The organism is Undibacterium hunanense (assembly GCF_014284335.1).
GTDB lineage: Bacteria > Pseudomonadota > Gammaproteobacteria > Burkholderiales > Burkholderiaceae_D > Undibacterium > Undibacterium hunanense.
In genome coordinates this window covers 54,868-80,645 of sequence record NZ_JACOGF010000017.1, presented here as the reverse complement: position 1 = coordinate 80,645, position 25,778 = coordinate 54,868, and the positions used below count along the sequence as shown (strand labels likewise).

The following is a 25,778-nucleotide window of genomic DNA, read 5'->3' as shown; positions in this document are numbered from 1 at the left end:
CTCTTGTCGATCATGAAATGAAACAACCAATATAATTTTCCTCAAAATCTTCAATTGAATGGAAAAATGTTGTCTGCCTGAAAACTAGCAAGTACGTCAAAAATGGTAAGGTGCTTCAGGATATATTCGGAGATTTCGCCAGAAGCTGTTTACGATCTTTAGCGGGCATGCGTCAGCGGGGTCAGGGCAGTGTTCAGGGCAACCAGGCGCAGCGCGCAAAGTGACATGTACTCTGTGTACATGCGCATTTTGAGCGGCATATGGGCCCTGCGTGGACTCTGATTGCGCACGCGATTAAGACCGTAATTAAGATCGTAACCCGGTTCTACGAGGCATTGGCGAAAGTAATATGCCTTTGATACTTTCGACCTGATGCTTTCGAGTTGATGCTTTCTATACAGGCGAGACTCAACTTCCGTAGCAATACCTGCGACTAATCAATGTAAGAGCATTCTCTTGTTTTGATAAAACGATAAAATGCGGGTGGCTCATCAATCTACATTAAAGAATTTACATTAAACACGTTTAGAAATGACAAAAAAAACAGCTGTATTTACTATCGTTTCGCTCAATTACGGAGCCTTTGCCAAAACCTTGATGGAATCCCTGTCCAGCGTACACCCTGAATGGGACAGGCATGTTTTGTTGGTTGACCGATGTGAAGATGTTAAAAATTTTGGAGGTGAGCTGTTCTCAAGTTTGACCATTGAGCAATTGCCTTTGCCAAAAATGAATGAATTTTTGTTCAGATACGGCATTATGGAATTGAATACAGCAGCAAAGCCCTGGATGTTTGCGCATTTGCGCCAACAGGGCTATGAGCGCGTTGTTTATATAGACCCGGATATTCTGGTGATTGATCGCCTGGTAGATGTCGAGTCTTTGCTGGACCAGGGGGCTGCGGCTGTCGTTACGCCACATCTTACTGCAGCGCTGGATGATGGCCTGATGCCGGGCGAGCTCGAAATTATGCGGGCCGGTGCCTATAATCTTGGATTTCTGGCTATTGGTGACAAGCCTGAATCGGATGCCTTCATCAAGTGGTGGCAAGAAAAACTGGAATACGGCGCAGTATCTGACCCTGCCCGTGGCTTGTTCACTGATCAAAAATGGGTGGATCTCGCGCCTGGCATGTTTGGTGGTTTTGCCATTCTGAGAGACACCGGTTATAACGTGGCGTACTGGAATCTGAACCATCGCCCGGTCACACGCGAGAATGGTGCCTGGTTCGCTGCCGGTCGTCCTTTACGCTTCTTCCATTTCAGTGGCTTCAATCCTCTGAATCCCAAGCCATTTTCCAAGCATCAAAACCGTTATACCATGGCCAATATAGGCGAGGCGAGTGAACTTGCGCTCGAATATGCCGCTCTGGTTCTGAAGCATGGACACACTGAGTATCGGCAACATCCCTACGCTTTTGGCGTGTTCAAAGACGGTGTTGGTATTCCCGCAGAAATCAGGGCCATGTACCGTGATGTAGAAGAGTTACGCACCCGGGCAGGTGCCAATCCGTTTCATGACAGCGGGATTTTTGTCGCCAGCATGATGGGTGGTCTGCCTGTTATTTTACGTGCTCTCTGGATGCAGCATAGCCATTTGCAGCACGCGTTTCCAGATCCTCTTGCCAGTTCACGGGAAGCATATTACCGCTGGTTTACTGAATCGGGTGCGGTAGAAGTTGGTATTCCTGATGAGTATGTACAGGCCGTCAAATGGGCCTTGAAAGAATTGGTTGAAACCGGTGATTTCAACGCATATTCGACTGATATCGTTGGCAAAGACGTGTCGATCTGGGCCAGGGGATTGATTTATGCGCACAAACGGGCAACCGGTGGTGCGCTCGGTGCAGCACGCCTGATGCAATATCAAAGTGTGCGTGGACCGGGCGATTTTCTGAAAATAGGATATCGGCAATTTCGTCAGTCAAGGCTGGCAGGGCGCATGGGATTGAAGAAATCTGATGATGCACAGCGCTTTGATCCCTTGCGTAGCCGTGTCGCTCATGTGCCACGTTTAACGCAAAATCCTTCCAGACGACATCGCCTGATAGAACAGCATTCCGGCGTTTTTATAGAATCAGGAGGAGATTATTTATGGATGGGCGCGAAGGCGAAATTTTCCGTTCCTGAATTTTCGTCTGCGATACTGCGAATTCGCGGCCATCACATGGGTGAATTGCATCAGCGTGCACACGGTCAGTCGCAACTGAAACTGAGTGTGTCGCTGAATGACGGGAAAAGTTATCCGCTGTTGGTGCAGAGCGGGGAATTTGATGTCAGTCTGACGCTCGATGAGATTCCGCAACAATGGCCGGCAACATTGCATATCGTAGCCGAACACAGCTTCGTTCCGGCAGAACTGGGCATCAGTGATGATACCCGGCACCTGTCATTGCAATTGGCATCGATAGATATTGGAGAACTGAATGTCTTTAATGCCAAAGATCCGCATACCAAACCGGCCAAACCCAATTTGCCACCGGGGGTAAACGTGATTGGCTATGCGCGCTCTGAACACGGCGTGGGGCAGTCTTTACGTCAATTTACGCTGGCGGCTGATGCAGCAGGCATAGATGCGGCAATCATAGATTTCAATAAAAATAATTTCAGCCGTGTGCAAGACAGTAGCGTCGAGAAACGCTTGGTGGATGAACCGGTGCACCGTATCAATGTTTTCCATATCAATGCGGATCAAATGCCTGAAGCACGCGCCAGCCTGCCTTCGCATTTCTTCTCTCGTTACAATATCGGGTACTGGCACTGGGAATTGCCAGACATGCAGGAAGAGCATTTTGGTGGTTTTGGTGAACTGGACGAAATATGGGTGCCGACTGGTTTTGTCCAGCAAGCCATTGCAAAAAGTTCGGCTATTCCCGTGGTCCGGATTCCGCATGCAGTCAGTTTTGAGGTCAGTGAGGCGGCAAGCCGCGCATCTTTTGGCTTGCCAGAAGGTAAATTTATTTTCCTGATGATGTATGATTTTTCTTCTTATCAAGCCAGAAAAAATCCTCAGGCTGCTTTGCAGGCGTTTGAGCTTGCTTGTTCGCAATATGGCATGAATGCCATTCTGGTCATCAAGACCCAGAATGCGCATCACCATGAGGCGGATGCAGATGCCTTGCGCAAGCGCATAGCCGCGCGGGAGGATATCATCTGGATTAACAAGACTTTATCCAGACAGGAAGTGTATGACCTGCAATCGGTGTGCGATGCATTGATATCCTTGCACCGCTCTGAAGGCTTTGGTCTGGGACCGGCAGAAGCCATGTTCCTGGGTAAGCCTGTGGTGGCAACAAACTGGTCTGGTAATACAGAATTCATGCGTGCCGATAATTCTTGCCTGGTCAATTACAAATTGGTAACCATACAGGAAGACATCGGTGTTTATCGTGCCGGACAGAAATGGGCAGAAGCAGATTGTGCAGATGCATCGGAAAAAATGGCTTTGCTGGTTAGTGATGAAAAATACAGAAGCCGGATATCCCAGGCAGCCAGACAAACCATGCAGGAAGAATTTAGTCCGGCAGTAATAGGGCAGCGAATTAGTGAGCGACTTGAATTTATTCAACGCGCCGTGATAGATAACTAATACAATGCAAAAATGAGAAAATGTCCGGCATTGTGTTGCTGATCAGATACTTAAGCCAGAAAATATGAAAAATACCACTCATTTTGGTTATGAAACCGTAGAAGAAGACCAGAAAGTCCATAAGGTTGCCGAGGTATTTCATTCGGTTGCGGCTAAATACGATGTCATGAATGACATGATGTCGGCTGGTCTGCACCGGGTATGGAAAATATTCACTGTGGCGCAGGCCGGTGTGCGCCCTGGCTTCAGGGTGCTGGATATTGCTGGTGGTACGGGTGATCTGACCAAGGAATTCGTGCGTCAGGCGGGCAAGACTGGCGAGGTCTGGCATACCGACATCAATGAATCCATGCTCAGGGTAGGGCGTGACCGTCTCTTGAATAAAGGCCTGATCACCCCCACTTTACTATGTGACGCGGAAAAATTGCCTTTCCAGGACAATTACTTTGACAGAGTGACCGTGGCATTCGGTTTGCGCAATATGACCCACAAGGACCAGGCACTGGCAGAAATGCAGCGTGTACTGAAGCCGGGGGGCAAATTACTGGTGCTGGAATTTTCCAAGGTACCGGAAATCTTGCAAAAGCCGTATGACCTGTATTCTTTCAAGGTCTTGCCATGGATGGGACAAAAAATTGCTGGCGATGCCGAGAGTTATAAGTATCTGGCTGAATCGATACGCATGCATCCGGATCAGGAAACCCTGAAAACGATGATGGAAACGGCAGGACTGGACAGAGTGCAGTATTTTAATTTGACGGCAGGTGTGGCCGCATTACACACCGGCATCAAACTTTGATGCAAATAAAACTTGAAACAACAGGAGTCGGATGATGAAAAAATTTCTGATCGCAATGCTGGTCGTAGCAAGTACGATGGCAATGACCGTCTCTGACGCGGAAGCCAAACGCCTGGGCGGCGGTGGTTCTATCGGGCGTCAGTCAAATAATGTTTCGCGTCAGGCAGCCACACCGCCAGCGAATACAAGCAACTTTAACCAGGCAAAACCGGCTGCCCCTGCGGCAGCACCGGCTGCGGCTATCCCGCCTAAACCGGCTTCCCCATGGAAGGGCATAGTCGGCGGCCTTATCGGCGGTGCCTTGCTGGGCGCAGCTTTGTCGCACTTTGGCCTGGGTGGCGCAGTTGCCAGCATGTTAGGTAGTTTGCTGACGTTTGCCTTGATAGGTTTCGCTATTTTCTTTGTGATCCGTCTGTTCCGTAACAAGAATAATCAGGGTGCTGCACCTGGTTTTAACCAGACTGCGTATGCCGGTATGCCATCGAACAGCACACCGGAAATCGGCTCACGCCAGCAGCCTATGGCTTTCCAGGGTAATGCTGCGCCTGCTGCTGACACGAATGCCAATGACGTGAATACCAACTGGACTGTGCCTGCCGACTTTGATGTACCTGGCTTCCTGCGCAATGCAAAAGGCTATTTCATCCGTTTGCAAGCCGCATGGGACAAAGCCGACATCAATGACCTGCGTGAATTCACAACGGCAGAAATGTATGCTGAACTGAAATTGCAGATTCAGGAGCGTGGTGCATCTTCCAATGTGACTGATGTCGTGACCCTGAATGCAGATTTGTTGGGTGTAGAGACCGTTGGTGCAGATCATTTGGCCAGCATCAAGTTTACCGGCATGATCAAGGAATCCCAAACTGCACCGGCAGAAGCCTTTACGGAAGTGTGGAATCTGTCCAAACCAGTCAATGGTCAGGGTGGTTGGGTTCTTGCAGGTATTCAACAAATGTAAGAACCTGTTTGCGATCTTACTGCGCTAGCGTGATCGGGGCTCATGTGCTGCTCAAAATGCTCATGTACTAGAGTACATTCCGCTTTTTGCGCTGCTCTTCACACCCGCTGACGCTCGCTCGCTACAGATCGAAAACAGGTTTTGAGCAAGTTTGATGCTGCGCAGCCATGCTTGCTGCGATAAGCTGTTAAACTGGAAGCCGTCCGCATTTGCTGGACGGCTTTTTTATTGGCACCTTTATTGGCACCTTAGCTGGTAAGCTGATTGGTCAATCAAGCCATGCCATTGCAGGATTATTTTGTGACAGCCCTGATTTGAACATGATCCCCATCGCCCCCTTTATCAATCATTTGCTGGCACAGGAAAGCTGGGCCAGAGACAAGCTTTTGCCGCATGCCGGCCATATCGCCTGCATAGACTTGCAGACCATGCAGGTGCGCCTGAAAGTTGGTGCCGATGGTTTGCTGGAAGCTGCCGGGGCTGACGTTGTACCTCAGGTCACCATCCATATCAAGCTCAGTGATTTACCGTTGATTGCACAAAACCGCGAACGCGCATTTTCTTATGTCCGCATAGAAGGCGATGCCGAGTTTGCCAATACCATTTCCAGCGTGAGCCAGAATTTGCGCTGGGAAGCAGAAGAAGACCTGAGCAAGCTGTTTGGCGATATTGCTGCCGTGCGCATGGTCGGCTTGGCCAAAGCCATACACCAGACGGCGCTGGAAACCCATCAGAAAATCCAGGAAAACCTGGCAGAATATTTTTTAGAAGAAAACCCCATGCTGGTCAGGCCTGTGGCCGTGCAGGGTATGAGTACCGAAGTCAGCAAGACGCGGGATGATGTCGAGCGTCTGATCAAGCGCATCGAAAAACTGGAAAGGATGCGCGGATGATATTGAAGTTTCTCAGACTGGCAAAGATTATTCGTATTGCCATTAAATATGGCATCGATGAAATTGCGATTTCTGGCCTGTCCGTTCCGCGTACCGCTCGTTTTATTGACCTCTTGCTGTTTTGGCGTGATCTGTCGGCACCGCGTGGCGAGCGCCTGCGCAAGGCGCTGGAAGAACTCGGACCCATCTTCGTCAAATTTGGACAGGTGCTGTCTACCCGGCGTGATCTCATGCCGCCGGATATTGCTGATGAACTGGCGCATTTGCAGGATCGTGTACCTTCCTTCGATCCGGATCTGGCAATAGCTCAAATCAAGAAATCCCTGGGTTCACATCCCGACCAGCTGTTTGCCAGTTTCGAGCGTGTACCGGTGGCATCGGCATCCATCGCCCAGGTGCATTTTGCGATATTGAAGGATGGCCGCGAAGTTGCCGTCAAGGTACTGCGTCCCGGTATGAAAGAAGCCATTGATGATGACGTCGCCCTGATGCAAATTGCCGCCGGCTGGCTGGAAGCCCTGTGGGCTGATGGCAAACGCCTGAAGGCCAAAGAAGTCGTGGCCGAGTTTGACAAGTATCTGCATGACGAACTTGACCTCATGCGCGAAGCTGCCAATGGTAGCCAGTTGCGCCGCAATTTTGCGGATTCTGATTTGCTGCTGGTACCCGAGATGTACTGGGATTATTGCTCGTCGTCGGTCATTGTGATGGAGCGTATGCAGGGTATACCGATTTCGCAACTGGACAAGTTGCGCGAAGCCGGTGTTGATCTGCAAAAGCTGTCGCGTGATGGTGTGACCATCTTTTTTACCCAGGTGTTCCGGGACGGGTTTTTTCATGCCGATATGCATCCGGGTAATATCCTGGTATCGACTGCGCCAGCCACACTGGGCCGGTATATCGCGCTCGACTTTGGCATCGTCGGTACCCTGAATGATTTCGACAAGGATTATCTGTCGCAAAACTTTTTGGCTTTCTTCCAGCGCGATTACAAGCGCGTGGCAGAAGCCCATATCGAATCCGGCTGGGCACCCAAAGAAACCCGTGTCGATGAACTGGAAGCGGCAGTACGCGCCTGTTGTGAACCCATCTTTGACCGCCCCCTGAAAGATATTTCTTTCGGCCAGGTCTTGCTGCGCCTGTTCCAGACTTCACGCCGTTTCAATGTAGAAGTGCAGCCGCAACTGGTGCTGCTGCAAAAAACCCTGTTGAATATCGAAGGCCTGGGGCGTCAACTGGACCCGGACCTGGATCTGTGGAAAACCGCGAAACCGTATCTGGAACGCTGGATGAGTGAACAGATAGGCTGGCGCGGCCTGCTGGATAAGCTGAAGGCAGAAGCGCCACGTTACAGCCATATCTTCCCGCAGTTGCCACGTCTTGCCCATCAGGCCCTGACACGTGCCGGTGAACCTTCCCGCGGTGACGATATGCTGATGGCACTGTTGAGCGAACAGCGGCGTACCAACCGCATGTTGCGTACCATTGTGTATTTTGGTGCAGGCCTGTTTTCCGGCATCATCGTCGCGCAACTGTTATTGCATTTTTATTTCAGTGGCTGAGTAGTTTTTTAGAATGGCGACATTTCTGACCCGCGACCCGCGTCACCCGGATTTTTGGGATGAGCGCTTTGAAAAAAACTTCATGCCATGGGACAAGGGCAATGTGCCTGCCGCACTACAGGCATTCGTACAGGCCGCCACACAGCCGTTGCATACATTGATCCCTGGATGTGGCAACGGTTATGAAGCGGCGTATCTGGCTCAGGCCGGGTGGGATGTGACTGCGATAGATTTTTCTCCTGCTGCTGTGCAAAGCGCCAGGGTTGCCATAGGTGTATGGGGCAGGCATGTCATTGAGGCCGATTTTTTTAGCTACACGCCCGCGCAGCCGCTGGGGCTGATTTATGAACGTGCCTTCTTTTGTGCCTTGCCGCCAGAAATGCGGCCTGACATCATTAAGCGTTGGGCGAGGCTGTTACCGGCCGGTGCCTTGCTGGCAGGGTATTTCTTTCATGACGATGCACAGAATGCATCGACCAAGGGACCGCCTTTCACCATCAACAGCAATGAATTTCGTCAATTGATGGCCCCTTTTTTTGACATGCTGGAAGACAACCCAGTCAGCGACTCGATTTCCGTCTTTGAGGGCAGGGAACGCTGGCAAATCTGGCGTCGGCGTTCTTAAACCTTGCTGGCAACTTCTTCATCCGTCATAGTGTAGTCAATTCGCTGTTTTAATCTTGCTCCATGTTACGACCTTGACGGGAGTTACTTTGACAAAGAAACTGGTTTCACTGGCATTGCAGGGTGGCGGCTCGCATGGCGCTTTGACCTGGGGCGTGCTTGATCGCCTGCTGGAAGATGAGCGCATCAGCATAGAAGCCATCAGCGGTGCCAGCGCCGGGGCCATGAATGCCGTGGTACTGGCGCATGGTTATTTGCAGGGTGGGCGCGAAGGTGCGAGGCAGGCTCTGAAAGTTTTCTGGGAAAGTGTGGCTAGCAGTTCCCCTTTCAGCCGGTCTTATGAAGAATACGGCTTCATGCAGGATATTGTCGCGCAATCCGATATCTCGGCCGGCATGAAGCATTTGTTTGGGCTGACGCGCTTCTTTTCGCCTTCACAACTGAATCCCTTTGATATCAATCCCCTGCGCGATATTCTGGCCGCCCAGATTGATTTTGATGCGTTGCGCAGACAGGACGGCATCAAACTGTTTATCGCCACGACCCAGGTCAGCACCGGCAGCCTGAAACTGTTCCGTAACCGTCAGCTAAGCCTGGACGTACTCCTGGCATCGGCCTGCCTGCCCATGGTGCACAGGGCGGTAGAAATTGACGGTGAAGCGTATTGGGATGGCGGGCTGACTTCCAATCCACCCCTGTTTCCACTGGTGCATCAATGCATGGCGCGCGACATCGTGGCCATTTTGTTGCATGCGCAGGCGCAATCGCATACACCGACATCGGCGTCAGAGATCTGGCAACGCCTGACAGAAATGGGTTTCAGTTCAACCTTCCATACCGAGCTGCAGGGTCTGATGCTGGCCAAACGCCAGGCTGAACGCGGCTGGCTGGCGCTGGGCAAACTGGAGCGGCGTTTGCGTCACCTGAACATGCACATGATTGCTGCACCAGAACTGATGAGCCAGTTAAGCTCTCACAGTAAAATGAATGCGAGCCCGGCCTTCCTGCATAGCCTGCAAGCAGAAGGTCGCTTGCGTGCTGACGCATGGCTGGCAGAAAGCTTTGAACAACTGGGACGAGGCTCTACCTTCAGGATGGCACATCTGTTTCGTTAAACCCCTTAATTGTTGTTAGCAGGCCCTGGTGTTACCATCATCAGGTTTTTCACTGGCAGCAATTGATACCCATGCGCTTATTAAAATCCGCTTCTGATTTCACTTACCTGACTGGCATTCCTTTGCAGGCAGAATCTGTACGTACCCTGCATACAGCGGCAGAATACCGTAGCGAATTGCTGGCAAAAATTGCCAGTGCCAAACACAGGATTTATCTGTGCAGCCTGTATCTGCAGGATGACGAAGCCGGGGCGGAAATCTTGCAGGCACTGTATGCAGCCAAGGCCGCCAGGCCAGCACTGGATATTGCCGTGCTGATTGACTGGCACCGGGCGCAAAGAGGTTTGATCGGTGCCGGCAAAAGTGGCGGCAATGCGGCCTGGTATCAGGCCATCAGCAAGGCCAATCATTATGCTGTAGCGCTATACGGTATCCCGGTACAGACCAGAGAGTTATTCGGCGTTCTGCACCTGAAAGGCTTTGTTATCGATGATGAAGTCATCTATAGCGGCGCCAGTCTGAATAATGTCTACCTGCACAAACAGGATAAATACCGGCATGACCGCTATCTGCTGATACATAACAAGGCATTGGCCAATTGCATGGTGCAGTTTATCCGTGAACACCTGCTGTCGTCAGCGGCCGTGCACAGATTGGATGTGCCAGAGATTCCAGCTACGCGCAGCATACGACGCGAAATTAAGCAATTCCGTGAAAAGCTGAAGCGTGCACGTTATGACTGCCATGTGCCTGATGCAGAAATCAGCCCACATCAATTGAGCGTCACTCCGCTGGTGGGGGTAGGGAAAAACAATCCCCTGAACAAGGTGATATGTCAGTTGCTGGCAGCCAGCAAAAAACAGATCATCATCTGCACCCCGTACTTCAATTTCCCGCTGGCGGTGACACGCGAAATCAATCGTGCGCTAAAGCGTGGCGTGCATATCAGCATCATTGTCGGTGACAAAACGGCCAATGATTTTTTTATCCCGCCTGAGCAGCCTTTCAAGGTTATCGCTGCCTTGCCATATCTGTATGAAGTCAATCTGCGACGCTTTGCCAAAGCCCATCAGGCCGAAATTGCCAGCCAGCAGTTGCAACTGCATTTGTGGAAAGATGCCGACAACAGTTTCCATCTCAAGGGTTTGTGGATAGACCAGCATTATGCGCTGATGACGGGTAATAACCTGAACCCCAGGGCGTTTCGTCTGGACCTGGAAAATGCCTTGCTGATTCATGATCCTCAATTGCAGTTGCTGGCACAAAGACAACAGGAACTACACTGCATCATGGAAAACACCCGCCAGGTCCGGCATTACCGCGAGCTGGAAAAGTTGGCGGACTATCCCGATCCGGTACGTAAATTGCTAAGTCGCCTCAGTCGCACTCGCCTGGACAGGCTGGCATACCGTGTTCTATAAAATCAGGACTTACGTAAAACCGCCCCAAGGCGTTGCAGCTCCTTGTTGAGACAATTTTGCGTAAGTCCTAAAAAATATTCCATATCAGTTGCATAAAGGGGCAAGCATGGATCTGGTGTCATTGTCGTCGCTGATGTTGCCGTTGATAGGCATACCAGTGGTGGTTCTGGGATTTGCTTTGCGTTTCAATCCCTTGCTGGTGGTGACTGTGGCCGGTCTGGTGACGGGGCTGGCGACAGGCATGGACTTTGGCAGTTTGCTGGAAACCTTTGGTGAGAAATTTCTGAACAGCCGCCAATTGGCAAGTGCCTTGCTGATATTGCCCGTGATCGGTTTGCTGGAAAGAGCCGGTCTGCGGGAACGTGCGCAGGCCTGGGTGGCAGGCATACGCAGTGCTACCACTGGCAGGATATTGATGCTGTATTTTGTGGTGCGTGAAATCAGTGCGGCCATGGGTTTGTTGAGCCTGGGTGGACAGGCGCAAACGGTCCGGCCGTTGTTGTCGCCCATGGCGGAAGCGGCGGCCAGCAACCAGCATGGCGATTTACCTGCACCCATACGTGAGCGTATAGCGGCCCATGCTGCCGCCTGTGACAATGTTGCCCTGTTCTTCGGCGAAGATATTTTCATTGCCTTTGGTGCGGTATTGCTGATGAGTGCCTTCCTCAAGGAAAACGGCATACAGGGAGTGGAACCGCTGAGCATAGGCATGTGGGGTATACCAACAGCGCTGTGCGCGCTGGTCATTCACCTGTTTCGCCTGTCGCGGCTGGATGCGGCGATTGCGCGTGACATCCATGCCTGGCGTGCAAGGGAACAAGGCAACAAGGCTGTCGATGTTGCTGATGTCACTGATGTTACTGATGTTGTTGACAAAGCGGGAGTATCGTCATGAACGCTATTCTCAGCATCAATCTGGTGTTTTACCTGATCGGTATCATCGTCATGCTGGTGGCATACATGGCGCTGCGCGATCACAGCAATCCGCGCCGCTATACGACTGCACTGTTCTGGGGTCTGTTCGGCGTCAGTTTTTTGTTTGGTGACCTGATGCTGGCGACACTGGGTAAATCGGTGACCTATAAAGTGACAGGTACAGGCGTCATCATAATGGCTGTGCTGGCAGGCATGAACTGGCTGGGCAAGGGCAGTCATGCCGATACAGACCGGCAACAGCGTCTGGCTGCGCTTAGCAGACTGGGTAACCGGATATTCTTGCCAGCACTGACCATACCCGTCATCACCGTTATTCTTACCGTCGTGGTAAAAGACTGGCAACTGGGTGCCTGGTATTTGCTGGATCAAAAAAATCTGACGCTGACATCGCTCTGTCTGGCCTGCCTGGTGGCCCTGGCTGTCGCTTGCCGGTATACCCGCAGCACACCTTTGCAGGCGGTAAGAGAATCACGCCGCCTGATCGATGCCATAGGCTGGGCGCTGATATTGCCGCAGATGCTGGCCATGCTGGGCGGTGTCTTTGTGGTGGCAAAGACAGGGCAATCGATACAGGCCATCGTCAATCTCTTCATCAACCCGGAGAGCCGGTTTACCCTCATCGTCATGTATTGCGGTGGCATGGCCTTGTTCACCATGATCATGGGTAATGCTTTTGCAGCTTTTCCGGTGATGACGGCAGGGATTGCCTTGCCATTCCTGATTAACCAGCATCATGCCCATCCGGCGGCACTGGTTGCGATAGGCATGTTCTCTGGTTATTGCGGTACCCTGATGACACCGATGGCGGCGAACTTCAATATAGTTCCTGCGGCTTTGCTGGAGCTGGAAGACAAGTATCTGGTCATCAAGACACAGATACCAACGGCTTTGCTGGTCCTGGTGTGTAATATCCTTTTGATACATTACTTTGTTTTTCCCTGAATTTTTGGCTGAATCTCCGACCAGAAATTTCATCTCCATGAGGTGTTTATGAAGCGAATACTATTGACTGGATTTGATCCCTTTGCCGGCGAGCAGAACAATCCATCATGGGAAGTGGTGCGCAAACTGGAAGGTTTGCTGATCGGTGATCAGCATCAAATTGTCAGCGTTCTGTTGCCTTGCGAATTTCATCGCTCTTTGCAGACGCTGGAAGCTGCGCTGAAAAAGCACCGGCCAGCCGTTGTATTGGCCCTGGGCCAGGCTGGTGGTCGTGCCGAGATCAGCATAGAGCGTATTGCCATCAATGTGGATGATGCGCGCATTCCTGACAATGCCGGTGCCCAGCCGATTGATGTGCCGGTATTCAGTGATGGCCCGGCAGCCTATTTCAGCCGCCTGCCTGTCAAGGCCATCGTGCATGATCTGCAACAGAATGGCATACCGGCAGGGGTATCACAGACGGCTGGTACCTATGTCTGTAATCATGTGTTTTACGGTCTCATGCATATGGCAGAAAAGATGGACTATGTGCAGGCGGCCGGTTTTATCCATATCCCCTATCTGCCTGAACAGGCCATTGCCCACCCGGGTGCCGCCAGCATGCCGCTGGACATGATGAAGACGGGTCTGGTTCATGTGCTGGAAACAATATTGAAGACCCGCAAAGACATGGTCATTGCTGGCGGTGCCACGCATTGAAGCAGTTACAGTCAAGGCCAGAGATTGAAGCCTGCTCTTGCAGGGCAGGGTGTGCAGAGGGAGTGATTTATTGCGGCAATTGTGGTGCTTGCGGCATCACCAGTCTGTCATCACGCTGATTTGCTTCATTCATCCGGCTGCTTTGTTTATCGCCATCAGCTGGATTGCCTGTGACAGATGCCTTTCTGGGTATGCCATTTTTATCAACACTGGCATCGCCATTTGTTGGCATGCCACTATCGGTTTTCTTGATCATGACTTCGGCGGCTGGTGCATACGACCTGAAGTAGGAAATCAATTGCGCATCCTGATGCGTAACCGGCAGGGGCTGGCGGGCAGATGCCGGCAACAGGGTAGCCAGCAAAAGTGTTGCACATGTCAGCTTGAGCATGAGTATGGTTTTCATTTTGCCTGCATCCCCAATAGAATAATAATTTTATGGCAATTGACTACTTGTGTCCGTCTACAGCTTTTGCAAGGATTGTGCCATCGGTCTGAAATAAAGAAATTCAATAAAAACAGCAAGTTGACGGAACTTTTTCAGCCCCGGACTGTCCGCTATTCCTGGGTAGGCCGGACACTGGCGGACACACCGGACACAATTGCTTTTAATGAATCATTCTGCATCAATGAATTAAATCTTACTTCACCAATAGCAGCCTTGCAAAACTGTCATGCATGGCGCTGATGGTTTGTTGCAGCATCTGTTGCGATTCAAAAGACAGGCCACTACCAGTTTCTGCCTGTTTTTCCAGTTCATGAAGCCGCTGCAAGGTGGCAAGTGCTGCCGCACTTTTGCCATCATCGGCTTGCAATGCGGCCTGCTGGCCTTTGATATTCATTGCATGATGTAATTGCCTGAGTGCCAGTTCGGCGCGGCGCATCTGTGTACTTTGACTGATATCGAATTTGACCAGTTCTTCGTCGCTATTGAGCTTTGCATCCACATCGGTGTGTGAGCTGAACTTGATGATGATGGCGACCATTTCTATCGTCAGGAACCAAAGCAGCCACCAGATAAATTGCAGGCGACGGTGCTGGTCATCTTGCAGCATCTGCCAGGTGGCGGCAAAATCAGCGGCAAAGCCGGACGCAGCGGCCGCTTCTATTTTTGCTGTCTGTTTTTGTTCCAGTACATTGCTGCGTTCCTGCGCTTTGCTGATGCTGGACTGGGTCTGTTTCAATGCTGTCGCTATCAGCGTCTTGTCTGCGAGTTTTTCATTTTTCCATGCCAGCAGGCTATTGTTGATTTCCTGTTCGTACTGTTGGCACCGGGCTTTGCCAGCCTTGATGCGATTTTGCGTTGCGCTGATTTTTTGTTGTAGCAGAGCCGTTTCCGGATTGATGGATGCAATGCCTGACAATGCCTGCTGCCAGCTTGCAATCTGCTGCATGCCTTTGCGTTCTTCTTCACGAGCACGATCACGGCAGTTGTGCAATTGTTTGCGCATCTCTGCCAGTTGTGGCGGGTCGCTCAGTATGGCGTCTTCTGCCTTGCGCAGTTTTTCATCCAGGTCTGTACTGCTCTTTTGCAGTACGGGTAAACCTGTTGCTGCTTCGGCAGTCTGCAGGTTCTGTATCAGTCGCGTGCGTGTCATTTCACCGACCTTGACGTCAATTTCGGCCCGGTTGCTATCCACAAAAAACGGGTACACCATGGTGATGGCAGACAGCAAGGCCAGCAGGCTGCGCCAGCTGATACCGATGGTTTTGCTGACCCAACTGCTGTCAGAATGAATGGACATGATCATCTGGCGTTCCAGACACCACTGGAACATGGCCCACAGGCAGCCAGCAATGATGGAACCACTACTGCTGACATTCACCATGCTGGCCAGCATATGCGCCATGCCGTAGCCGGAAAACAGCGCGAAGAAGATCACCAGCGCACCTATGCCAAAATACTTGTGGCGGCCACGCGCATACAGGTAGTTGCCATTGCTGTCCTGCTGGTCTAGCACTTTGAGGCTGACAGCAGCCGACAGGGCCAATACGGATTTGCCTGCCTGCAAGCAGGCGTGACCATTAATGAATCGCATGGTCATCACATGTTCCTGAACAAGACCATGAAGGGCTGGCTGACGCTCAGGGTTTCAGGGCGCGTCTTCAGCCTGACCAGTCCCTTGCCGCCATCGTCACGGGTGATGGAGGCGATGGCACGCATATTCACAATGGTGGACCGGTGTATCTGCCTGAACATGCTGTTGTCCAATACCTGCAGCAAATCGCGTATGGGTTTGCGCAGCAGGGATTCACCTTCAGCTGTCATGACCACGGTGTATTTGCTGTCGGCCTGGAAATAGGCGATATCATCCACCATGATCAGTCTGGTTTCTGTGCCTACACTGGCAGTAATCCATACCAGTGGTGCCGGTTTGGGCACATCGGCAGGGCCGCCGCTTAACTGGCGTACCAGCGTGGTAATCGCCTGCATGTCAGTGGCACCGGTCAGGGCACGCATTTGCAGGCGTTTTACGGCGGCCAGCAAGCGTTCCTGGGTAATCGGTTTGAGCAGGTAGTCTACGGCACCTTTTTCAAAGGCATCGATTGCGTACTGGTTATAGGCTGTGACAAACACGATCTGGCTGCGCGGACTGACTTCTGTCATGGCGGCGGCCACTTCCAGTCCACTCAGACCCGGCATGCGGATATCAAGAAACACCACATCCGGCTGATGAGTGGCTATCGCTTCCAGCGCGCTGCCGCCATCATCGCAGGCTGCTGCAATGTCCAGGTCTGGCCAGGCCAGACTCAGTTGTTGCAGCAGGGCTTCGCGCAACAGGCTTTCATCTTCGGCGATGACACACTTAGGCATGTTGCTCTCCTTTATCCGCAGTTTTTTCTCTGATGACCGGCACCGTAATGGTGGCCGCCACACCACTGGGGAAATTGCCAACCAGTACAAAGCTGGCCGTATTTGCATACGCCAGGCGCAGACGTTCACGAACGTTCTTCAAGCCTATGCCGGTGCCGCCAATTTCTGCTCCCAGGCCATTGCCATCATCGGCGACGGTGACGGCGACATTGCCTTCATGCTGTCTGGCGATGATCCATATCGTGCCGCCGCCAGTCTTGGGTTCCAGGCCATGTTTGATGGCGTTTTCCACCAGGGTTTGCAACATCATCATGGGGAAGGGCAGGGCTTTCAATTCTGCCGGTACCTGGATCTGTATGTTCAGACGTGCACCCATGCGTATCTTCATGATGTCCAGATAAGCGATGGACCGTTCCAGTTCTTCCCCTATGCTGGAAGCAGTATCTTCAGTGCGCGGCAGTGAATGACGGAGGTAGGTGATCAGGTTGCCCAACATCTGATCGGCTGCGGCCGGATCTGCCCGCGTCAATAATTGTGCGCTGGCCAGGGTGTTATACAGAAAATGCGGTTCTACCTGTGCATGCAAGAGATTCAGTTTGGCTACCGTCAATTCTTTTTCTGTGACGGATTGTGCCGCGCTGGCTTTTTCCTTGCGTCTGCGTTCGGCAATGCGACGGGTGATGGCGCGGGTGACGGCTTCTGCGTTTTCTAGATTGGTTCCGTTGTCGACCAGGAATAAATCGGTCCAGGCCGGGCGTTCCGGTTCGCAAATCAGGGTCAAGCTGCCGACTCCGTCGCCGGGAGTGATCGTTGCCAGGATCTGGTTACGCTTGGTCGTCAGAAAATCCAGCATCTTCAAGTCGTCAACGAAATTTGCCTGATAAGGATCTATGCGTTTGATTTTGGCCCGTATTTGCAAACTGTCTTTGGCACTGTCGGTGTCTTCAGCGCCGGGCAGTTCACGTATGGCAGCATCTACCAGTTCAAATGCCTCGCTGGCTTCCAGCGGGATTTCTATCTGGCGGCGCTGGCGATTGGCGAGCGTACCTGCATCCACCTTGCTGGCGATCAGGCGCACCCGGCGCACATGGGAAAAACTGATGCCCATCACCAGTGCTACCGCAGTAATCGGCAGGAAAATGATTTCGTCCGGCATGTGATTCCTGAAAATCACGTTGACGATAAATATGGTGCTGAACAGAACCAGCAGGCTCCAGCCAAAACTGGCACGCAAGATAAACCAGATAGTTGTGAACATGCTTGTTTCCTTCTTGTTTGTAATTGTTGCCAAGAATAATTGCCTGCGCGGCTTTCGTCTTGCATTTTCCGACGAAAGCAAAAAAATTCTGACGAATCGCAGATAACAGGGAATAAAACTGACTGACAGCTGCTGTAAAGCATGCACTGGTGCCAGCGAAAAAGAGCGCTTGTATTTTTACTGTGCGTCGCATAGTATTATGCTGTGCAACACACAGTATGTGAAAAAACAGGAAGGAATACCGCATGTCAGAAGAACGGCTGGACAAAATGCGTCTGGAATTGCGCCGTGGCGCCCTGGTGCTGGCGGTACTGGCTTCATTGCGCCAGCCGCAATATGGGTATTCATTGCGTAAAGCCCTGTTCGATAACGGTATCGATATTGATGAAGGCACCTTGTATCCCCTGGTCAGGCGGCTGGCAGACCAGGGCTTGCTCGACAGCGAATGGCAACAGGCTGAAGGCAGGGAAAGGCGTTATTACACCCTGTCTGCTGCCGGACTCGACATGCTGGAAAAACTCACTCAGGAATGGCATCTGCTCAACGGCCCTCTGGACCGGCTCTTGGAGAAATCAACATGAATCTGCTGCAAAACTATATCAGCGCTGTGAAACGGGAATTGCCAGAAGCGCAGCGTGAAGATATCGCCCGCGAATTGCAGGCCAACATACTCGACCAGATCGACAGCCAGCGCGAGCAACTCGGCAGAGACATCAACCAGGAAGAACTGGCTGCGCTGCTGGAAAAACTGGGTCACCCCGGCAAAGTCGCGGCCAGCTACCGACCTGCCACTGCGCTGGTCAACAGTGAGCTGATGCCCTTGTACCAGCAGGTATTGTTCAGCGGTTTCGGGATTGTCCTGCTCTTGCAATCCTTAAAAAGCGGCATGACTTTTTTGCAGGCAGAGCATTTCAGGATCATGCAGGCCCTGCTGCAATTATTGTCCGGTCTTGTTGATCAGTCGGCAAAGGTATTCGTGGTGGTGACCCTGCTGTTTTATGCTGCTTCTGTACGTGCAGCCAAGACAGGCAGCTCTGGCTGGCTGACGCAGGGGAAATGGCGGGTGCAGGATTTGCCTGACCAACTGCATGAATGGCAGACCATACGCGGTACCGACATCATCACCGACCTGGCCAACTGCGGCTTTGCCCTGCTGCTGATCTGGCATGCCTGGTGGATGCCGGCACAAAGTCTGAATGGCCTGCCTGTTGATTTTTCGCCTGCGATGGCCAGCTATTTCCCGTGGATGACCGGGCTATTGTCATGCAGTATCGCATTCAGTCTGTGGTGCGTGCTGCAACCACGCTGGGACAAGAAAAAACTCATGTTGAACATCGCGCAAAATATGCTGTATGCCGTTTTGTTCCTGCTCTTTGCCCAGCTCGAAACCCGCTTTGTGACCACTGCACAGGGCCAGGCAACACTGCGTGACTTGCCCAGGCTTGATCATGCGGTTAGTTTCGCCTGTGCGGCTTATGCGCTGTACCTCCTCTACCAGGTTTTCAGGGATGGGCGGCACTGGCTGCAATTGGACAGGGACTCTACCCTCAGTCATATCAGTAGTCAGTAGCCAGTAACATGATGCTACAAAATAAATATTCCCGCGCTACTAGCGGGAATGGTTTTAAATGCGCTAGTCTTCTGCTGAATGGAAAATCGTCGTCAGCCTGTTGTCTGAATCGTTTTTGAACGAATAAATGAATGGAGTAGAACATGGAAGTTGATCCAATGGAAACCGTTGAACAGTTAACGGAAGAGCAGGAAGAAAACAAGCAGCACAGGGTCAACCAGCACCTGAACATACTGGTTGCCATCACCGTTGCATTGCTGGCGACCTTCATGGGCATCTGCAAGGTCAAGGACGATAATATCGTCCAGGCCATGCAACAGTCGCAAGCCAATAAAATTGATCACTGGGCGTTTTACCAGGCCAGAAACATCCGTGAAGAAGTCGCCAAGGCGACTGAATTGCAGTTGCGGTTGTCGTCAAAAAACGCACCCGCTGAACAACAGGCAGAATACCTGGCTGCCATCGATTCTTACAGCAAACTCGCCAAAGAACAGCGCGAGAAAAAAGAAGAACTGAAGAAGCAGGCAGAGCAGGACCAGGTCGATTACGACAACGCCAATTACAAGGATGATCAGTTCGATCTGTCAGATGCCTTGCTGGCCATCGCCATCTCCTTGCTGGCAGTGACTGCCCTGACCAAACAGAAATGGCTGTATTACCTGGCCCTTGTGCCGACGGGCTTTGGCGTGCTGATGGGCGTGGCCGGTTTATTGGGTCTGCATATCCATCCTGATGCATTGGTGGCGATGCTGTCCTGATTCTTCCTGATTCTTCCTGTTCATCCAGATTGCGGATGATGATCTGCAATCCGCTATCTGGATAAGCCTTCCTTTGCCACTTCATCTATTGTCCGGCAGGGCACGCGCCAGGCATTGGCCCCCTTTTGATTTCTCTTGAAGTGATTTCTGTGAAGATGTACTATTAAAAATATCAATATTGCAATTTATTTGCAATCGATATCATAGGCAATTTCTTACAAATCAAGCAAAGGACCAGACATGGGCACTGAACTGAATTTTGTCAATCGATCAGATGATCTGAATAATTCGGAAATCGTTATCTTCCAAAAAAATGTGGCAACAAATTATGATGAAATGCCCGTTGCCTGGATGGTCATCAAAAACTGTGGCAGAGGTGATCATCATCCTTTCTATTTAAGCTTAGGAAATTATGTTGCTGTAAATGATTCCCATGGTAACTATACATCGCGATTAGAAATACAAAACGGGCAGCTCGTTAAGATGGAGTTATCGTATTCTGGTGATAGATTGATTCGTGATGGCTATAGCGCCAGCGTCAAGCAAATGCAAGTCTTGAATAATTTGCCGAGAGGCGCTATCAATGTACACATTTATAAAAATGAAAAATTGCTGGCGACCAAAACCTCCGTCGCTCCACAGCAAAAAGCTACGTTCGAATTCAAACCGACTATCTGGATAGGTGTTGCTTCAGAGGCCGAGCAAGGCCAGGTCATGAACATGGCGATTATTTCCAACATCAATACAGAATTATCCCTGAAGGATGTAGCCAGTGCTGATATCGTCATGACAGGTGGCGGCCCAGATGCCAATTCCTCCCCCTTTGTTTTTTCATTGGAAAATGTCGTTATGCAATATAACCCTGCTCAGGGTTTGCCCGATGGGTCTGACCTGACCTGAGCTTGGACATTGGCAACGGCTCGTCAGGCAGCGCTGACTTTATTTCGGACTCTGGTAGCTACGGACGTTGGTGTGCTGATGGGCGTTGCCGGTTTATTTGATCTGTATATCCATCCTGATGCAGCACTGGTGGCGATGCTGTCCTGATTCTTTGTGTATATCCAGATTGCGGATGCTGATCTGCGGTCTGGATTATCTTTTCTGCCCCTTTCCCTGTCTTGATTTCTCTTGTGATACTTTGTCTGTCGATGTACTATTGAAATGGCAATATTGCAATTTATTTGCAATCGATTATTTGCATTCGATATCAGAGGCAATTTCTTACGAATCAAGCAAAAGGGGGCAGGCGATGGATATAAAACTTACTTTCCGCAATTTATCCAACGATACGAATAATTCCAGTGTCGTTATTTTCCAGAAAAATGTCGCAGCAGATTTTGACGAAAAGGCCGTGGCCTGGACGGTCATCCGCAATTGTGGTCAAAACGAATACCATCCCTTTACTTATCCTATTGGCATGACAGTGTCTTCCAGTGACAGCTGGGGTAATTACACGCCACAACTGGCAGCCGAGCATGGGCAAATTTTCGAGGCAACGATGACTGGCTCTGGCGACGGCCTTGCTTATGCCGGACCAGCAACAAATGCATCAGAAATCCAGGTGCGTAATAATCTGACGCAAGGCGCAATCAATGCGCATATCTTCAAGGGTGGCAAGCTGTTGGCGATCAAGACCGCCATTGCCCCTGGTCAAAGAGCAGCATTCAGGCTGGAACCGACCTTGTGGATAGGCGCAGCGTCAGAAATAGAAGAAGGCGATGTCATGAATTCGGCGGTTATTTCCAGTCTCAATACAGAGCTGTCTCTGCTCGGTATCGCCAGCGCAGATATCGTGATGACAGGTGGTGGCCCGGGTGCCGACTCCAAACCGTTTTCATTTCATCTGGAAAACATCAAGTACGCCTGATCCTGTTTCAGGTTCTAAGGCCGCCCCGGTGGATCAAGCCGTATCACCGCCATCGGTGGTGGCTCATTCGGCAGCCATTTTTGATGGATGCGGCTGAAGTGACCCTCCTTCTTCAGCCAGCGCAAGGCATCTTCCCACACCTTGAGAGTGGCTGCGGAGGTGGAGCTTGAAAAAGCCAGATACAGTTCCAGGCTGTCGAGAACTTTAACCTTTTCAACATCGTCGGCAGTGTGCCCTATTTCCTTGAGCACAGATGAAACCACCAGGCTGCCCTCGACCCATAAATCAAAACGTTTGGCCAGCAACATGTTGGCGATGATTTGTGGTGTGGGCGCCTGTTCTATATTTTGAAAGCCTTTCTTGCGTGCGGTATCTGCAAAGATGCTGGAGCGATAAGCCCCGACCTTGAGTTTCTGTATTTCATCCCCCATGCCGTGCAAGCGTGCAGCATTGCCTTTGCGGGTATATAAAGAGGTGGTCGAAATGGCGATGGGGCCTAGCAGGACCATGAGCTTTTCGCGTTCTTCCGATCTGCCCACTGTAAATAAAAGCGTATTCGGTTCTTCCAGTAATGCCTTGTAGCCGCGCGCCCAGGGGACAACCTGTATCGGCTGATTGCTGCCTATATGTGCCTGCATGGCGCGCACCACATCCACCGCCATACCCTCGGCCTTGCTGCCATTGCCAAAACTGATGGGTGGCCAGTCTTCAGTAAGAATTTGCAGTTCCTGAGCCTGGGCGTGTATCAGACAAGCTGTGCAGGAAAGTGCCAGCATGGCGCAAGCATGACGCAGACGTAAGGAAAAAATGTGAAGTGATGCAGCAAGCATGTTTGAACGCCATGTTATTGTGCAAAAAATATCACCAGCCGGATGTGCGCAGATTCCTGGGAGGAGTGCGTAATCTGAATTTACAGCAGTTATGGAAATAGCGGTAGGGACTTAGGTAAAACATTGTCAGAGCTTGTTGCAAATTGATGTGGATGCTTATCTGTTCCGTTTCATTTTTTTTATTTGTTCCATTTTTTCCATTTGTTCTATTTTGGGTGAGCAATCTCAGATATGGACGGAAGAGGCGCAAATATTGACGAAATAATGACAGGCTCGTTGTATAAAAAACAGGAGGCTTATCGCCTCCTGTTTTATGCTGTCGCGGTCATGGTTACCTACACTTGCCGACGTTGTTGCTGTAAATGATTAACGCTCACGTTCACTCAAGCCGTGTTGCTTGGCTTTGGTTTCTTCTTTCTCTTTCGGTCTTTCTGCTCTTGGCGCAGGTGCTGCCGCCGGAGCCTGCATCGGTACCGGCATTGCTACCGGGGCAGGTGCCGGGCGTGCTTCCACTCTTGGTGCTGGCTGTGGCATTGGGGCCATTTGCTGTGGACGTTCTGGCGGCGTGTAGCTGGCACGTGGGCGTTCTGCCGGTCTTTCGACGACAGGGCGGTCCGGCATGCGTTCTACGGCTCTTTCATTGCGGATTTCACCCTGGCCGCTATTGTCCCAGGCTCTGCCGCCACCTTGTCTTGGTGTCCTGTCGATATTGTCGGCAGGGCGAGTGGGTGCCGTCATGATGGCATTATTCGCCGGGCTGTTGGTATTTGGCGTGTGTATGGGTGTGTTGACAGGTGTATTGATGCTGCTGACCGGTGGATTGTTGATTACCGGGGCTGCATTTTGTGGCACTGTCACATTGTTTTGTGGACGACCTGAATAATTATTCTGTCCGCCATTACCGTATTGACGGACGCCGCCATTGTTGTCTGCCGGCCTTTGGTTAGCCGCAGGAACATTATTCACCGGCGCATTGATGCTGGCAGGCTGAACCACGGTCGCTGTGTTGGCGGGTGCTGTTTGTACCGGCGTCAGATTGCCTTGCGGACGGTTATTGCCATTGTTGGACACGCCATTGCCATACGGGCGGTTGTTTGCATTGTCTTGTGGACGGTTATAGCTGGGGCCGATGTTCGCATTGCCGTTACCCGGTGCGTTGATACCTGCCCCCGGATTCAGCGAGCTGGCACCAACAGGTGCTGCATTCTGCACCGGACCGGCATTGTTTTGCTGACGGTTATTGAAATTGTTGACAGGTACACCCTGTGGTTCATCGCGTGACTGCGCACTTTTCAAAATCCGCTGACGGAATTGATCCACGTTTTGCACATTTTGCGGACGGGCTTCGCCAAAGCGGTTGTTGTTGCCAGGTACCAGGCCTGGTGCTTCGGTCACCACCGGTGTGCGCTGGTTTTCCACGATGACCCTGGTGGTCGATGCAGGTAATACATGCTCACCACGCACGAAGGTTTGTGTCGGCACAACGGTGACGGCATTACGTATATTCTGGTTCACATACACACCGCGATTATTATTGATGACGGTGTTATTGATGACCACGTTCTGGTTCAGTCTCTGTATGTAGTTGCTGTTGTGGGTGTAGCCAGGACGATAGGCTTCGCCAGGTCCGAGCGGGAACCAGGCCACGCCAGGTATATTGCGATGCCCATTTGAAGGATTAATACCGATATTGCTATTGCCGACAAAGGCAACCAGCGCCGGTGCATACACAGGGCGCTGATGCGCATGATAGGGACCAGGTACCCAGGCCCAGCGGGCACCGACAAAGGCCCAGCGGCCATAATGGTAAGGCGCAAAACCCCAGGGGGCACGGTCTACCCAGGTCCAGCCCCATGGCGCAACCCAGACCCATTTGCCATCGCGATAAGGAGCCCAGGTAGTGGTGACCTGTCTTGGGTACCATACGGCACCATATTCAACTGTAGTTTCCCAGGCACCGTAATCATCCAGCTGTTCATAGCCTATGACTTCGCGTGATACATAGCGTGCAGTCGTCACATTTTCTTCGGCACGGTCACGGTCTGCGGCCCACATGTCGAAGGTGTCCGGCGGTGGTGCCGCACCTATCTGCGTATGCTGGAGATTGCTGCCGGAAAAGCGCGTTTGTTCACCTGCACGCAGGGTAATGGTGTCACGGTCCCCCAGGGCAATGCCGGTACCACTGCGTATCAGGATGCTGGTGCTGTTGTCGTAATTAATAGTAATTCTGTATTCACCCGGCTCTTGCACAGAAAACACTAGATTCGGTGTGCTGACATCAAAATTTTCCCTGCCGGCCAGCGTGCGTACACGCAAGATGATGCTGCCCTGTTTCAGGTCGATCTGGGTATTTTCATCATTGAGGGTGGTAAAGCTGATGCGTGAACCTTCCTGCAGCCGCACGGCATTCGCACCGACATGCAGTTCAGCCCTGCCGGATGGCGCAACCATCAGGCTGTCGCCGCCAGCGATAGGACGGTTTGCTATCAAGGTGGACCAGTTGTCGGTGCCTGCATCTGCAAAACTGATATTGCCGTATGAATAGCTGACCCTGGCAACACGCCCGGGTGGCTCATCCTGTGCCCGGGCCGGTGCCTGGATAAACAGGGTGGCAATCAGCAATGCAGCAATGCTGAGGACTGGGGTGGAGCGAAGATTTGCACTCATTTGTCTCTTCCCGGCATAGGAGGTAATTTAAAAATAGTCGATCTGTTTTATCCATAACGCATGAGCGGGCGTTTTGGATGTCAACAACTTGCATAAAGTTGAAATTTTTAATTTGCTGCCTGCCTGTTATTGCCAGCAAGTTGATGAATGGCTATCAAAAAATAATGCCGTGCCTGCGAATCCTTTTGCCTTTGGGTAGCCTCTTAAGTATGACAAACCGTCATTCACATCTTTTTAAGGGGATATCATGCTGTATATGAAAAATTTACCATCTTGGGAACGTCTGCTGCGTATTGTTGCAGGACTGGCATGTCTGGTATTTACTGCAATGAATTGGGGTATAGCCGGATTAAGTGTGCTGGCAGGAATCAGCGGGGCAATGGCAGCACTGACCGGCCTGATCGGGTTTTGTCCCATGTGTGCATTGCTTGGCCGTAAGCCTGTTGCGCGCAAACTGGACAGGAACGCTTAGA

The 25,778-nt window shown here is 51.4% G+C and carries 24 protein-coding genes; 18 read left to right on the top strand and 6 right to left on the bottom strand.

Features of this window, described 5'->3' with window-relative positions:
* The first annotated feature begins 531 nt into the window (after nucleotides 1-531).
* The 11 genes from H8L32_RS24275 to pcp all read left to right on the top strand — a co-directional run bounded on the left by H8L32_RS24275 (nucleotide 532) and on the right by pcp (nucleotide 13,540).
* Entirely contained in the window at nucleotides 532-3,588 is a 3,057-nt protein-coding gene (locus H8L32_RS24275) for a glycosyltransferase family 4 protein (RefSeq protein WP_186950279.1), read from the top strand.
* A gap of 64 nt (nucleotides 3,589-3,652) precedes the next feature.
* Nucleotides 3,653-4,387, top strand: a complete 735-nt coding sequence (gene ubiE, locus H8L32_RS24270) for a bifunctional demethylmenaquinone methyltransferase/2-methoxy-6-polyprenyl-1,4-benzoquinol methylase UbiE (RefSeq protein ID WP_186950276.1) — start codon at nucleotides 3,653-3,655, stop codon at nucleotides 4,385-4,387.
* Nucleotides 4,388-4,421: 34 nt separating this feature from the next.
* The gene (locus tag H8L32_RS24265; protein ID WP_186950275.1) at nucleotides 4,422-5,348 is read left to right on the top strand and encodes a Tim44 domain-containing protein; all 927 of its coding nucleotides are present in this window, start codon (nucleotides 4,422-4,424) and stop codon (nucleotides 5,346-5,348) included.
* A gap of 320 nt (nucleotides 5,349-5,668) precedes the next feature.
* On the top strand, nucleotides 5,669-6,241 hold the full coding sequence (locus H8L32_RS24260; RefSeq protein ID WP_186950359.1) for a ubiquinone biosynthesis accessory factor UbiJ: 573 nt from the start codon (nucleotides 5,669-5,671) through the stop codon (nucleotides 6,239-6,241).
* Nucleotides 6,238-7,803 carry a ubiquinone biosynthesis regulatory protein kinase UbiB gene (ubiB, locus tag H8L32_RS24255; protein ID WP_186950273.1) on the top strand — a complete coding sequence of 522 codons (1,566 nt, stop codon included), beginning with the start codon at nucleotides 6,238-6,240 and terminating at the stop codon, nucleotides 7,801-7,803. The genes H8L32_RS24260 and ubiB overlap by 4 nt, the downstream gene beginning before the upstream one ends.
* A 13-nt stretch (nucleotides 7,804-7,816) precedes the next feature.
* Nucleotides 7,817-8,428 carry a methyltransferase domain-containing protein gene (locus tag H8L32_RS24250; protein WP_186950270.1) on the top strand — a complete coding sequence of 204 codons (612 nt, stop codon included), beginning with the start codon at nucleotides 7,817-7,819 and terminating at the stop codon, nucleotides 8,426-8,428.
* A gap of 88 nt (nucleotides 8,429-8,516) precedes the next feature.
* Entirely contained in the window at nucleotides 8,517-9,542 is a 1,026-nt protein-coding gene (locus tag H8L32_RS24245; RefSeq protein ID WP_186950268.1) for a patatin-like phospholipase family protein, read from the top strand.
* A 71-nt stretch (nucleotides 9,543-9,613) separates the two neighbouring features.
* On the top strand, nucleotides 9,614-10,963 hold the full coding sequence (pssA, locus tag H8L32_RS24240) for a CDP-diacylglycerol--serine O-phosphatidyltransferase (protein WP_186950266.1): 1,350 nt from the start codon (nucleotides 9,614-9,616) through the stop codon (nucleotides 10,961-10,963).
* A 133-nt stretch (nucleotides 10,964-11,096) separates the two neighbouring features.
* Nucleotides 11,097-11,858, top strand: a complete 762-nt coding sequence (locus H8L32_RS24235; protein ID WP_222619479.1) for a DUF969 domain-containing protein — start codon at nucleotides 11,097-11,099, stop codon at nucleotides 11,856-11,858.
* Nucleotides 11,855-12,841 (top strand): DUF979 domain-containing protein, encoded by a 987-nt coding sequence (locus H8L32_RS24230; RefSeq protein ID WP_186950263.1) that lies wholly within the window; start codon nucleotides 11,855-11,857, stop codon nucleotides 12,839-12,841. Before H8L32_RS24235 ends, H8L32_RS24230 begins: the two co-directional genes overlap by 4 nt.
* 48 nt (nucleotides 12,842-12,889) lie before the next feature.
* Nucleotides 12,890-13,540, top strand: a complete 651-nt coding sequence (gene pcp / locus H8L32_RS24225; protein ID WP_186950261.1) for a pyroglutamyl-peptidase I — start codon at nucleotides 12,890-12,892, stop codon at nucleotides 13,538-13,540.
* A gap of 67 nt (nucleotides 13,541-13,607) precedes the next feature.
* Here pcp and H8L32_RS24220 read toward each other — a convergent pair whose 3' ends face one another.
* The 4 genes from H8L32_RS24220 to H8L32_RS24205 all read right to left on the bottom strand — a co-directional run bounded on the left by H8L32_RS24220 (nucleotide 13,608) and on the right by H8L32_RS24205 (nucleotide 17,613).
* Nucleotides 13,608-13,946, bottom strand: coding sequence for a hypothetical protein (locus H8L32_RS24220; RefSeq protein WP_186950259.1), 339 nt, complete (start codon nucleotides 13,944-13,946; stop codon nucleotides 13,608-13,610).
* Nucleotides 13,947-14,181: 235 nt separating this feature from the next.
* A complete protein-coding gene (locus H8L32_RS24215; RefSeq protein WP_186950257.1) occupies nucleotides 14,182-15,585 on the bottom strand; it encodes a DUF4407 domain-containing protein in 1,404 nt (467 codons plus the stop codon).
* Nucleotides 15,585-16,355, bottom strand: coding sequence for a LytR/AlgR family response regulator transcription factor (locus tag H8L32_RS24210; protein WP_186950255.1), 771 nt, complete (start codon nucleotides 16,353-16,355; stop codon nucleotides 15,585-15,587). Before H8L32_RS24210 ends, H8L32_RS24215 begins: the two co-directional genes overlap by 1 nt.
* On the bottom strand, nucleotides 16,348-17,613 hold the full coding sequence (locus H8L32_RS24205) for a histidine kinase (RefSeq protein ID WP_186950254.1): 1,266 nt from the start codon (nucleotides 17,611-17,613) through the stop codon (nucleotides 16,348-16,350). The genes H8L32_RS24210 and H8L32_RS24205 overlap by 8 nt, the downstream gene beginning before the upstream one ends.
* 245 nt (nucleotides 17,614-17,858) lie before the next feature.
* On the opposite strand from H8L32_RS24205, the gene H8L32_RS24200 reads away from it, so the two are divergent.
* The 6 genes from H8L32_RS24200 (at nucleotide 17,859) to H8L32_RS24175 (ending at nucleotide 21,808) form a co-directional block, all read left to right on the top strand.
* Nucleotides 17,859-18,194, top strand: coding sequence for a PadR family transcriptional regulator (locus H8L32_RS24200; RefSeq protein WP_186950252.1), 336 nt, complete (start codon nucleotides 17,859-17,861; stop codon nucleotides 18,192-18,194).
* Entirely contained in the window at nucleotides 18,191-19,183 is a 993-nt protein-coding gene (locus tag H8L32_RS24195) for an HAAS signaling domain-containing protein (protein ID WP_186950250.1), read from the top strand. The genes H8L32_RS24200 and H8L32_RS24195 overlap by 4 nt, the downstream gene beginning before the upstream one ends.
* 143 nt (nucleotides 19,184-19,326) lie before the next feature.
* Nucleotides 19,327-19,941 (top strand): DUF4337 domain-containing protein, encoded by a 615-nt coding sequence (locus H8L32_RS24190; protein ID WP_186950248.1) that lies wholly within the window; start codon nucleotides 19,327-19,329, stop codon nucleotides 19,939-19,941.
* A 240-nt stretch (nucleotides 19,942-20,181) separates the two neighbouring features.
* A complete protein-coding gene (locus H8L32_RS24185) occupies nucleotides 20,182-20,841 on the top strand; it encodes a hypothetical protein (RefSeq protein WP_186950246.1) in 660 nt (219 codons plus the stop codon).
* Between the two features lie 9 nt (nucleotides 20,842-20,850).
* On the top strand, nucleotides 20,851-20,988 hold the full coding sequence (locus tag H8L32_RS24180) for a hypothetical protein (RefSeq protein WP_186950245.1): 138 nt from the start codon (nucleotides 20,851-20,853) through the stop codon (nucleotides 20,986-20,988).
* A gap of 202 nt (nucleotides 20,989-21,190) precedes the next feature.
* On the top strand, nucleotides 21,191-21,808 hold the full coding sequence (locus H8L32_RS24175; RefSeq protein WP_186950243.1) for a hypothetical protein: 618 nt from the start codon (nucleotides 21,191-21,193) through the stop codon (nucleotides 21,806-21,808).
* A 14-nt stretch (nucleotides 21,809-21,822) separates the two neighbouring features.
* On the opposite strand, the gene H8L32_RS24170 is transcribed toward H8L32_RS24175, so the two are convergent.
* Nucleotides 21,823-22,584: a substrate-binding periplasmic protein gene (locus H8L32_RS24170; protein ID WP_186950241.1), complete on the bottom strand. Its 762-nt coding sequence runs from the start codon at nucleotides 22,582-22,584 to the stop codon at nucleotides 21,823-21,825.
* A 420-nt stretch (nucleotides 22,585-23,004) separates the two neighbouring features.
* Nucleotides 23,005-25,305, bottom strand: coding sequence for a DUF6600 domain-containing protein (locus tag H8L32_RS24165; RefSeq protein ID WP_186950239.1), 2,301 nt, complete (start codon nucleotides 25,303-25,305; stop codon nucleotides 23,005-23,007).
* 256 nt (nucleotides 25,306-25,561) lie between these two features.
* Here H8L32_RS24165 and H8L32_RS24160 point away from each other — a divergent pair, with 256 nt between their 5' ends.
* Nucleotides 25,562-25,777 (top strand): YgaP family membrane protein, encoded by a 216-nt coding sequence (locus H8L32_RS24160; protein ID WP_329605225.1) that lies wholly within the window; start codon nucleotides 25,562-25,564, stop codon nucleotides 25,775-25,777.
* The last annotated feature ends 1 nt before the right edge of the window (nucleotide 25,778 follow it).